At 66.2% G+C, this 8,987-nt stretch carries 16 protein-coding genes; all 16 read left to right on the forward strand.

The annotated features are described in order from the left end of the window. Positions 1 to 14 precede the first annotated feature (14 nt). The 16 genes from rplX to rpsM all read left to right on the forward strand — a co-directional run bounded on the left by rplX (position 15) and on the right by rpsM (position 8,919). Positions 15 to 326: a 50S ribosomal protein L24 gene (gene rplX / locus ACIGG8_RS18600; protein WP_030232484.1), complete on the forward strand. Its 312-nt coding sequence runs from the start codon at positions 15 to 17 to the stop codon at positions 324 to 326. After that, positions 326 to 895 carry a 50S ribosomal protein L5 gene (gene rplE / locus ACIGG8_RS18605; RefSeq protein ID WP_350519913.1) on the forward strand — a complete coding sequence of 190 codons (570 nt, stop codon included), beginning with the start codon at positions 326 to 328 and terminating at the stop codon, positions 893 to 895. The genes rplX and rplE overlap by 1 nt, the downstream gene beginning before the upstream one ends. Positions 896 to 899: 4 nt before the next feature. After that, the gene (locus tag ACIGG8_RS18610; protein ID WP_030055830.1) at positions 900 to 1,085 is read left to right on the forward strand and encodes a type Z 30S ribosomal protein S14; all 186 of its coding nucleotides are present in this window, start codon (positions 900 to 902) and stop codon (positions 1,083 to 1,085) included. Positions 1,086 to 1,368: 283 nt separating this feature from the next. Continuing rightward, the gene (rpsH, locus tag ACIGG8_RS18615) at positions 1,369 to 1,776 is read left to right on the forward strand and encodes a 30S ribosomal protein S8 (protein ID WP_033213994.1); all 408 of its coding nucleotides are present in this window, start codon (positions 1,369 to 1,371) and stop codon (positions 1,774 to 1,776) included. A 22-nt stretch (positions 1,777 to 1,798) separates the two neighbouring features. Continuing rightward, complete coding sequence (gene rplF / locus ACIGG8_RS18620) at positions 1,799 to 2,338, forward strand: 50S ribosomal protein L6 (protein ID WP_350519914.1); 540 nt, start codon at positions 1,799 to 1,801, stop codon at positions 2,336 to 2,338. A 3-nt stretch (positions 2,339 to 2,341) separates the two neighbouring features. After that, complete coding sequence (gene rplR / locus ACIGG8_RS18625) at positions 2,342 to 2,725, forward strand: 50S ribosomal protein L18 (protein ID WP_030280785.1); 384 nt, start codon at positions 2,342 to 2,344, stop codon at positions 2,723 to 2,725. A 48-nt stretch (positions 2,726 to 2,773) separates the two neighbouring features. Continuing rightward, a complete protein-coding gene (gene rpsE / locus ACIGG8_RS18630; RefSeq protein ID WP_030393306.1) occupies positions 2,774 to 3,394 on the forward strand; it encodes a 30S ribosomal protein S5 in 621 nt (206 codons plus the stop codon). Continuing rightward, positions 3,394 to 3,576, forward strand: a complete 183-nt coding sequence (gene rpmD / locus ACIGG8_RS18635) for a 50S ribosomal protein L30 (protein WP_030055835.1) — start codon at positions 3,394 to 3,396, stop codon at positions 3,574 to 3,576. The genes rpsE and rpmD overlap by 1 nt, the downstream gene beginning before the upstream one ends. A 2-nt stretch (positions 3,577 to 3,578) precedes the next feature. After that, positions 3,579 to 4,031 carry a 50S ribosomal protein L15 gene (rplO, locus tag ACIGG8_RS18640; protein WP_030280790.1) on the forward strand — a complete coding sequence of 151 codons (453 nt, stop codon included), beginning with the start codon at positions 3,579 to 3,581 and terminating at the stop codon, positions 4,029 to 4,031. Positions 4,032 to 4,319: 288 nt separating this feature from the next. After that, complete coding sequence (gene secY, locus ACIGG8_RS18645; protein ID WP_350519915.1) at positions 4,320 to 5,630, forward strand: preprotein translocase subunit SecY; 1,311 nt, start codon at positions 4,320 to 4,322, stop codon at positions 5,628 to 5,630. Continuing rightward, positions 5,630 to 6,283, forward strand: coding sequence for an adenylate kinase (locus ACIGG8_RS18650; RefSeq protein ID WP_350519916.1), 654 nt, complete (start codon positions 5,630 to 5,632; stop codon positions 6,281 to 6,283). Before secY ends, ACIGG8_RS18650 begins: the two co-directional genes overlap by 1 nt. Positions 6,284 to 6,399: 116 nt before the next feature. Then, entirely contained in the window at positions 6,400 to 7,239 is an 840-nt protein-coding gene (map, locus tag ACIGG8_RS18655) for a type I methionyl aminopeptidase (RefSeq protein WP_350519917.1), read from the forward strand. A gap of 134 nt (positions 7,240 to 7,373) precedes the next feature. Continuing rightward, positions 7,374 to 7,799, forward strand: a complete 426-nt coding sequence (gene mscL / locus ACIGG8_RS18660) for a large conductance mechanosensitive channel protein MscL (protein ID WP_396549189.1) — start codon at positions 7,374 to 7,376, stop codon at positions 7,797 to 7,799. 194 nt (positions 7,800 to 7,993) lie between these two features. Then, positions 7,994 to 8,215, forward strand: coding sequence for a translation initiation factor IF-1 (gene infA, locus ACIGG8_RS18665; RefSeq protein WP_003956442.1), 222 nt, complete (start codon positions 7,994 to 7,996; stop codon positions 8,213 to 8,215). Positions 8,216 to 8,248: 33 nt separating this feature from the next. After that, positions 8,249 to 8,362, forward strand: a complete 114-nt coding sequence (rpmJ, locus tag ACIGG8_RS18670) for a 50S ribosomal protein L36 (protein WP_003956441.1) — start codon at positions 8,249 to 8,251, stop codon at positions 8,360 to 8,362. Positions 8,363 to 8,538: 176 nt separating this feature from the next. Continuing rightward, positions 8,539 to 8,919: a 30S ribosomal protein S13 gene (rpsM, locus tag ACIGG8_RS18675; RefSeq protein ID WP_148644398.1), complete on the forward strand. Its 381-nt coding sequence runs from the start codon at positions 8,539 to 8,541 to the stop codon at positions 8,917 to 8,919. Positions 8,920 to 8,987: the final 68 nt, after the last annotated feature.

The raw sequence follows: 8,987 nt of genomic DNA on the forward strand, positions 1-8,987 counted from the left end.
CCATGGCGAACAGCATGAAGATCAAGAAGGGTGACCTGGTTCAGGTCATCACCGGCAAGGACAAGGGCAAGCAGGGCAAGGTCATCCAGGCCATGCCGGCTGAGAACAAGGTCCTGGTCGAGGGTGTGAACCGGGTCAAGAAGCACACCAAGCCGGGTCCGGGCACCCAGGGTGGCATCGTCACCGTCGAGGCCCCGGTTCACGTCTCCAACGTCCAGCTGGTCGTGGAGAAGGACGGCAAGAAGGTCGTCACCCGCGTTGGCTACCGCTTCGACGACGAGGGCAACAAGATCCGCGTTGCCAAGCGAACCGGTGAGGACATCTGATGTCTGAGACGACTGTTGAGAAGGTGGCCCCCCGCCTCAAGGAGCGTTACAACTCCGAGATCAAGGGCCAGCTGCACGAGCAGTTCAAGTACGAGAACGTCATGCTGATCCCCGGCCTGGTCAAGGTCGTGGTCAACATGGGTGTCGGCGAGGCTGCCCGCGACAGCAAGCTGATCGAAGGTGCCATCAAGGACCTGACCGCGATCACCGGTCAGAAGCCGGCCGTCACCAAGGCCCGCAAGTCCATCGCGCAGTTCAAGCTGCGCGAGGGCCAGCCGATCGGCACGCACGTCACCCTCCGTGGTGACCGCATGTGGGAGTTCCTGGACCGTCTGGTTTCGCTGGCCCTGCCGCGAATCCGTGACTTCCGCGGCCTCTCCCCGAAGCAGTTCGACGGCCGTGGCAACTACACCTTCGGTCTGACCGAGCAGGTTATGTTCCACGAGATCGACCAGGACAAGGTCGACCGTCAGCGCGGTATGGACATCACCGTCGTGACCACCGCTCAGACCGACGACGAGGGCCGGGCGCTCCTGCGCGCTCTGGGCTTCCCGTTCAAGGAGGCGTGAGCCAATGGCGAAGAAGTCCCTCATCGCGAAGTCCGAGCGCAAGCCGAAGTTCGGCGTCCGGGCCTACACCCGGTGCCAGCGCTGCGGCCGTCCGCACTCGGTGTACCGCAAGTTCGGCCTGTGCCGTGTCTGCCTCCGTGAGATGGCGCACCGCGGCGAGCTGCCGGGCGTGACCAAGAGCTCCTGGTAGTCCTCTTTAAGTAGAGGGGCCAGGCGCCCTAGGCACACAGCGACGCAGAGGTGCCCGATCCCACACCGGCCCGTTTTGGGCCTGCCGCACGGATTCCCGTAAGGTAGTGGGGTCGGGCCCCCTGCCACGGCTTCCCCATGGACGTCCGTGGCCCCTCTCCGGGGCTCGCACCCAGTCTTACTACGTCGCAGGTCCCCTGCGCTTGTGCCCCTGCCGAACTCGCGAGAGTGCGGAAGGGGGACCTGGCGCGGAGAAACCACGGCGAGAGAGGCCTGAGGCCATCATGACCATGACCGACCCCATCGCAGACATGCTCACGCGTCTGCGTAACGCGAACTCGGCGTACCACGACTCCGTGGCGATGCCGGCCAGCAAGATCAAGGCGCACGTCGCCGAGATCCTGCAGCAGGAGGGGTACATCTCCTCCTACAAGGTTGAGGAGCCGACCGAGGGCGAGGTCGGCAAGAAGCTGACCATCGAGCTCAAGTTCGGCCCCAACCGTGAGCGCTCCATCGCCGGCATCAAGCGCATCAGCAAGCCGGGTCTGCGCGTTTACGCAAAGTCCACCAACCTGCCGAAGGTTCTCGGCGGCCTGGGCGTGGCGATCATCTCCACGTCCTCCGGCCTCCTGACCGACAAGCAGGCCGCCAAGAAGGGCGTAGGCGGAGAAGTTCTCGCCTACGTCTGGTAATTCGGGAAACGGAGGTACAGCAATGTCGCGCATTGGACGGCTGCCCATCCAGGTCCCCGCTGGCGTGGACGTCACCATCGATGGCCAGACGGTCTCGGTGAAGGGCCCGAAGGGTACCCTCACCCACGTCGTCGCCGCGCCGATCGAGATCGGCAAGGGCGAGGACGGCACTCTGGCTGTCACCCGCCCCAACGACGAGCGTATGTCGAAGGCCCTCCACGGCCTGACCCGCACGCTGGTGGCGAACATGATCACCGGCGTGACCGCGGGCTACCGCAAGTCGCTGGAGATCAGCGGTGTTGGTTACCGAGTCGCTGCGAAGGGCTCCGACATGGAGTTCTCGCTCGGCTACAGCCACCCGATCCTGGTCCCCGCGCCGGAGGGCATCTCCTTCGTCGTCGAGTCGCCCACCAAGTTCCACGTGGACGGCATCGACAAGCAGAAGGTCGGCGAGGTCGCCGCGAAGATCCGCAAGCTGCGCAAGCCCGACCCGTACAAGGCCAAGGGCGTCAAGTACGCGGGCGAGGTCATCCGCCGCAAGGTCGGAAAGAGTGGTAAGTAAGCGATGAGCGTCTCTGTCAAGATCGGCAAGGGCAACGCCTACAAGAGCGCCGCTCGCAAGCGCCGCGCGATCCGCGTTCGCAAGCGCGTCGTCGGCACCGAGGTGCGTCCGCGTCTCGTCGTGACGCGCTCGAACCGTCACATGGTCGCCCAGGTCATCGACGACGCCAAGGGTCACACCCTGGCGTCGGCGTCCACCCTCGACGTGTCCATCAAGGGCGCCGAGGGCGACAAGACCGAGCTGGCCAAGAAGGTCGGGAGCCTGGTCGCCGAGCGCGCCAAGGCCGCCGGCATCGAGTCGGTCGTCTTCGACCGCGCGGGCAACCGGTACGCCGGCCGCATCGCCGCCCTGGCGGACGCGGCTCGCGAGGCCGGGCTCGACTTCTAAGCCGCTCGTCGACTCTGTCGGCGGACGTAATCGAGAGAGGTAATTCCAATGGCTGGACCCCAGCGCCGCGGTAGCGGCGCCGGCGGCGGCACCGGTGGCGAGCGGCGTGACCGTAAGCGTGACGACCGGGGCAACGCCCCCGCCGTCGAGAAGACCGCTTACGTCGAGCGCGTCGTCGCGATCAACCGTGTCGCCAAGGTTGTCAAGGGTGGTCGTCGCTTCTCCTTCACCGCGCTGGTCGTGGTGGGCGATGGTGACGGCACCGTGGGTGTCGGTTACGGGAAGGCGAAGGAGGTTCCGGCCGCCATCGCCAAGGGTGTTGAGGAGGCCAAGAAGAACTTCTTCAAGGTCCCCCGTATCCAGGGCACCATCCCGCACCCCATCCAGGGTGAGAAGGCCGCCGGCGTCGTGCTGCTGAAGCCCGCCGCCCCCGGTACCGGTGTTATCGCCGGTGGTCCGGTGCGCGCCGTCCTGGAGTGCGCCGGCATCCACGACATCCTGTCGAAGTCGCTCGGCTCGGACAACGCGATCAACATCGTGCACGCCACCGTGGCTGCTCTGAAGGGCCTCGTGCGCCCCGAGGAGATCGCCGCCCGTCGTGGCCTGCCGCTGGAGGACGTGGCCCCCGCCGCTCTGCTGCGGGCGCGTGCTGCTGGGGTGAGCGCCTGATGGCTCGCCTGAAGATCACGCAGACCAAGTCGTACATCGGCAGCAAGCAGAACCACCGTGACACCCTGCGTTCGCTTGGTCTCAAGCGCATGCACGACGTCGTGGTGAAGGAGGACCGTCCCGAGATCCGCGGGATGGCCCACACGGTCCGTCACCTGGTGACGGTTGAGGAGGTGGACTGATCATGGGCGACAACCCGATCAAGATCCACAACCTGCGTCCCGCCCCGGGTGCCAAGACCGACAAGATCCGCGTGGGTCGTGGTGAGGGTTCCAAGGGTAAGACCGCCGGTCGTGGTACCAAGGGCACCAAGGCCCGCTACCAGGTTCCGCAGCGCTTCGAGGGTGGCCAGATGCCGCTCCACATGCGTCTGCCGAAGCTGAAGGGCTTCAAGAACCCGTTCAAGATCACGTTCCAGGTCGTGAACCTCGACAAGCTGGCCGAGCTCTACCCGCAGGGTGGCGAGGTCACGGTCGAGGACCTGGTCGCGAAGGGCGCGGTTCGCAAGAACTCCCTCGTCAAGGTGCTCGGCACCGGCGAGGTCTCGGTTGCGCTGCAGGTGACGGTCGACGCCGTCTCCGGCTCGGCCGCCGAGAAGATCAAGGCCGCCGGCGGTACGGTCACCGAGCTCGTCTGAGCCCGCTGAATACCGCTTTCGGGCCCCGCACCTCCTCCGGGAGGTGTGGGGCCCGTGCCATTTTCCGGTCGTTTTTTGTGTGGCAAATCCGGGCATCCCGTACCCCGTGAGTGGGGGACGGGCCGTACGCGCTTCTTCGGAGTGGCCGCGCACTGTTAGAGTCCGTGGAGTTCCCTTGTAGGCTGCGCGTAGGCTCGCCTGTGCCGTCTGTACGGGGGCCCGAACCGCAAACTCCCCATTCAGGACCGACCCTCCCGCCGACGACGCGCGGGAGGCGCAGGAGGCACCGTGCTCAGTGCGTTCGCGCGGGCGTTCCAGACGCCCGACCTGCGCAAGAAGCTGCTGTTCACGCTGGGCATCATGGTGCTGTTCCGGCTGGGCTCGCACATTCCGATTCCTGGCGTGAGCTTCACCGCCGTGAACGAGTGCGTGAAGGAGACCAAGAACAGCGGCCTCTTCGGGCTCGTCAACCTGTTCAGCGGTGGCGCGCTCCTCCAGTTGACGATCTTCGCCCTCGGCATCATGCCGTACATCACGGCGAGCATCATCCTCCAGCTCCTCACCGTCGTGATCCCGCGACTGGAGATGCTGAAGAAGGAGGGCCAGGCCGGCCAGGCCAAGATCACCCAGTACACCCGCTACCTGACCATCGCGCTCGCCGTGCTCCAGGGCACCGGCATCGTCGCGACGGCCTCCAGCGGTGCGCTGTTCTCCGGCTGCCCGCTGGCCAACCAGATCGTCCCGGACACCGGCGTCTTCCGGATCGCCGTCATGGTCCTCACGATGACCGCCGGCACCACGGTGATCATGTGGCTGGGCGAGCTGATCACCGACCGCGGCATCGGCAACGGCATGTCGCTGCTGATCTTCACCTCGATCGCGGCCCAGTTCCCGTCCTCGATGTGGGCGATCAAGCAGTCCGGCACCATCGGCGACGGCTGGGTCGAGTTCCTGTCCGTGGTCGCGGTCGGCATCGTCGTCGTGATGCTCGTCATCTTCGTCGAGCAGGCCCAGCGCCGGATCCCGGTCCAGTACGCGAAGCGGATGATCGGCCGCCGGGCGTTCGGCGGCACCTCGACCTACATCCCGCTCAAGGTGAACCAGGCCGGTGTCATCCCGGTCATCTTCGCCTCGTCGCTGCTCTACATCCCCGCCCTGGTGGTCCAGCTGACCAACAGCCAGGCGGGCTGGGCCACCTGGATCCGGACGAACTTCGTCAAGGGTGACCACCCGATCTACATGGCCACCTACTTCCTGCTGATCGTCTTCTTCGCGTTCTTCTACGTCGCCATCTCCTTCAACCCCGAAGAAGTTGCCGACAATATGAAGAAGTATGGTGGGTTCATCCCGGGTATCCGGGCCGGCCGGCCGACGGCCGAGTACCTGAACTACGTGCTGACCCGAATCACGTGGCCGGGTTCGCTCTACCTGGGCCTGATCGCGTTGATCCCGATGATCGCCCTGGTCGCCTTCGGACAGCAGACCAACTTCCCGTTCGGCGGCACCAGCGTTCTCATCGTCGTCGGCGTCGGACTCGAAACTGTTAAGCAGATCGAGAGCCAGCTCCAGCAGCGCAATTACGAAGGGTTCCTCCGCTGATGCGTATCGTCCTCGTTGGTCCTCCCGGGGCCGGGAAGGGTACTCAGGCGCACCTGCTCGCCAAGACCCTGTCCATTCCCCACATCTCCACCGGCGACCTCTTCCGCGCCAACATCGGCCAGGGCACCCCGCTGGGGCTTGAGGCCAAGAGCTACATGGACGCGGGCCGTCTGGTACCGGACGAGGTCACCATCGGGATGGCCAAGGACCGCATGCTCCAGGAGGACGCCGCCAACGGCTTCCTGCTCGACGGCTTCCCCCGCAACCTGGGCCAGGCCAAGGCGCTGGACGAGTTCCTCGCCGAGCAGGGCATCAACCTGGACGGCGTGCTGGACCTGGAGGTCCCCGAGGACGAGGTCGTCCGCCGGATCGCCGGCCGCCGCCTGTGCCGCAACGACGGTGGCCACGTGTTCCACGTGGACTACAACCCGCCGAAGGCCGAGGGCGTCTGCGACGAGTGCGGCGGCGAGCTGTACCAGCGCTCGGACGACACCGAGGACAAGGTGCGCACGCGCCTGGAGGTCTACCACACGGAGACCGAGCCGATCATCGGTTACTACAAGGAGCAGGGTCTCCTGGTGACCATCCCGGCCCTCGGCAAGGTGGACGAGGTCACCGCCCGCGCGATCGAGGCGCTGAAGCAGGACAGCTGAGTCTCTCGGCGAACGTACGACGGTACGGCCGGGTCGCCCGCCCAGCGGGTGGCCCGGCCGTTTCGGCGTCGTACGGTTGTAGGCAGTGGTAATCCGGACTTGGAAGGCGTGACCAGATGGTGGAGATCAAGACCCCCGAGCAGATCGCGAAGATGCGAGCGGCCGGGCTGGTCGTCGCCGAGGCCCTCAAGGCCTGCCGCGAGGCGGTCGCTCCGGGGGTGACCACCCAGGAGCTCAACGACGTCGCGGACAAGGTCATCACGGACCACGGCGCCACCTCGAACTTCCGCGCCCACCACGGCGGCCTCTGGTTCCCGGGCGTGATCTGCGCCTCGGTGAACAACGAGGTCGTGCACGGCATCCCCGGCGACCGGGCGCTGCAGGAGGGCGACATCATCTCGATCGACTGCGGCGCCATCCTGGACGGCTGGCACGGCGACTCGGCGATCACCGTGGCGGTCGGCGAGGTCCGCCCCGAGGTCGAGATGCTGAGCCGGGTCACCGAGGGCTCGATGTGGGCCGGCATCGCCCAGATGAAGAAGGGCAACCGCCTGGTCGACGTCTCCAAGGCGATCGAGGGCTTCATCCGCCGCCAGCCGCTCCCGCCGAAGGGCAAGTGGGGCATCACCGAGGGTTACGGCGGCCACGGCATCGGCACCGCGATGCACATGGAGCCGCACGTCCTGAACTACGTCGAGCGCGGCCGCGGCAAGGGCCCGAAGCTGATCCCCGGCACCGTGCTGGCGATCGAGCCGATGGTCTCGCTGGGCACCCCGCACACCACCGTCCTGGACGACGAGTGGACGGTCGTCACCAACGACGGCACCTGGGCCTCGCACTGGGAGCACTCGGTGGCCGTGACCGAGCAGGGCCCGCTGGTCCTGACCGCCTTCGACGGCGGCAAGGCCGAACTGGCGAAGCTGGGCATCACCGCAGCTCCGGACCCGCTCGCGTAGTCGCGGCGGCCCGAGCCGCCGCCGCTGACAAGGGATCAGAGCCCTGGAGGTTTGGACCTCCAGGGCTTTTGTCCTATTTTTATCGGCTGGTAGTGGTCAGCAGTACCGGTTTGCGAGCGAGCAGGAGAGAGCACGTGCTCAAGGGATTCCGCGACTTCATGATGCGCGGCAACGTCGTCGACATGGCCGTCGGTGTGGTCATCGGTGCCGCGTTCACCGCGGTGGTGACCGGCTTCGTGTCCGCCTTCCTCACCCCGCTGGTGGGCGTGGTGGTCGGCGCGGCCGGCGACTTCAGCTCGTACAAGGCGACGGTGGCCGGGGTCACCTTCCCGTACGGCCAGTTCCTCAACGTCGTGATCGCCTTCGTCATGACCGCCGCGGTGCTGTACTTCTGCGTGGTGCTGCCGATCACCAAGGCGACCGAGCGCTACCTGCCGAAGAAGCCGAAGGTCGCGAAGCGCCCGTGTCCCGAGTGCCTCACCGAGATCCCCCAGGCCGCCCGCCGCTGCTCGGCCTGCACCGCGCACGTCGAGCCGCTGACGGTGTCCGCGGGGGTCTGACGTAGCAGATGTGACGGGTACCGCTTTCCGGGACCCCCGTTTTGGTCCACCGGACGCGCTGGCGTAGGATGGACCGTCGGCTCACTCGTAGCGTGCTTCAGCACGCCCTCTTCCCCTCGGGGGCGGGGTGAACCCAGGTTCGCACGAGCGTTCCGCATACGGTAGCCGGTCCCGGAAGGTGGATCTCGCAGTTCATGGCTAAGAAGCAAGGCGCCATTGAGATCGAGGGCACCGTGATCGAGTCTCTTCCGAACGCGATGTTCAAGGTCGAGCTGCAGAACGGTCACAAGGTCCTCGCGCACATCAGTGGCAAGATGCGCATGCACTACATCCGCATCCTGCCGGACGACCGGGTCGTCGTGGAGCTCAGCCCCTACGACCTCACGCGCGGCCGGATCGTCTACCGCTACAAGTAAGAACGTCAGATCTAGACCCGGAGAACCTGAAACATGAAGGTCAAGCCGAGCGTCAAGAAGATCTGCGACAAGTGCAAGGTGATCCGCCGTCACGGCCGGGTCATGGTGATCTGCGACAACCTGCGCCACAAGCAGCGCCAGGGCTGATCTCTCCCCAGCATTTCTCGTAGTACTTCGCGCGACGCGAAAACGTCATGAGCTGGCTACCCGATCCGTTCCGTCCGGAACGGACTGCCGCCCCCGGTCAGAGGCCGGGGCTCCCTCACCGTGAGGTGTCGGAGTAGGTAGCACGCAAGACCTCTGAAGAATCACAGGAGCCTTGAATGGCACGCCTCGCCGGCGTTGATCTCCCCCGTGAGAAGCGGATCGAGATCGCCCTCACCTACGTGTACGGCATCGGCCGTACCCGCGCCCAGCAGACCCTCGCCGAGACCGGCGTCAACCCGGATGTCCGCGTTCGCGACATCACCGAGGAAGACCTGGTCAAGCTGGGCCAGTACATCGACGCCAACTACACGGTCGAGGGTGACCTCCGCCGTGAGGTGGCCGCCGACATCCGCCGCAAGGTCGAGATCGGCTGCTACGAGGGTCTGCGTCACCGCCGTGGCCTGCCGGTCCGCGGCCAGCGCACCCACACCAACGCGCGTACCCGCAAGGGCCCGCGTCGCGCGATCGCCGGCAAGAAGAAGCCGGGCAAGAAGTAGTCCGTCCCGTAACCGGACATCCCTCCGGCCCGCGGGTCAGCGGACCGACCACCTCAGTAGGAGAACAG

Source organism: Kitasatospora sp. NPDC085464, from assembly GCF_044541955.1.
Classification (GTDB): domain Bacteria; phylum Actinomycetota; class Actinomycetes; order Streptomycetales; family Streptomycetaceae; genus Kitasatospora.

Excerpts from the sequence above, each read along its gene's own strand:
- rpmJ (WP_003956441.1), top strand. The coding sequence starts at position 8,249 with ATGAAGGTCAAGCCGAGCGTCAAGAAGATCTGCGACAAGTGCAAGGTG.
- rpsE (WP_030393306.1), top strand. The coding sequence starts at position 2,774 with ATGGCTGGACCCCAGCGCCGCGGTAGCGGCGCCGGCGGCGGCACCGGT.
- infA (WP_003956442.1), top strand. The coding sequence starts at position 7,994 with ATGGCTAAGAAGCAAGGCGCCATTGAGATCGAGGGCACCGTGATCGAG.
- rpsH (WP_033213994.1), top strand. The coding sequence starts at position 1,369 with ATGACCATGACCGACCCCATCGCAGACATGCTCACGCGTCTGCGTAAC.
- rplO (WP_030280790.1), top strand. The coding sequence starts at position 3,579 with ATGGGCGACAACCCGATCAAGATCCACAACCTGCGTCCCGCCCCGGGT.
- rpmD (WP_030055835.1), top strand. The coding sequence starts at position 3,394 with ATGGCTCGCCTGAAGATCACGCAGACCAAGTCGTACATCGGCAGCAAG.
- rplF (WP_350519914.1), top strand. The coding sequence starts at position 1,799 with ATGTCGCGCATTGGACGGCTGCCCATCCAGGTCCCCGCTGGCGTGGAC.
- rplR (WP_030280785.1), top strand. The coding sequence starts at position 2,342 with ATGAGCGTCTCTGTCAAGATCGGCAAGGGCAACGCCTACAAGAGCGCC.
- rplX (WP_030232484.1), top strand. The coding sequence starts at position 15 with ATGAAGATCAAGAAGGGTGACCTGGTTCAGGTCATCACCGGCAAGGAC.
- rpsM (WP_148644398.1), top strand. The coding sequence starts at position 8,539 with ATGGCACGCCTCGCCGGCGTTGATCTCCCCCGTGAGAAGCGGATCGAG.
- rplE (WP_350519913.1), top strand. The coding sequence starts at position 326 with ATGTCTGAGACGACTGTTGAGAAGGTGGCCCCCCGCCTCAAGGAGCGT.
- ACIGG8_RS18610 (WP_030055830.1), top strand. The coding sequence starts at position 900 with ATGGCGAAGAAGTCCCTCATCGCGAAGTCCGAGCGCAAGCCGAAGTTC.
- map (WP_350519917.1), top strand. The coding sequence starts at position 6,400 with ATGGTGGAGATCAAGACCCCCGAGCAGATCGCGAAGATGCGAGCGGCC.
- ACIGG8_RS18650 (WP_350519916.1), top strand. The coding sequence starts at position 5,630 with ATGCGTATCGTCCTCGTTGGTCCTCCCGGGGCCGGGAAGGGTACTCAG.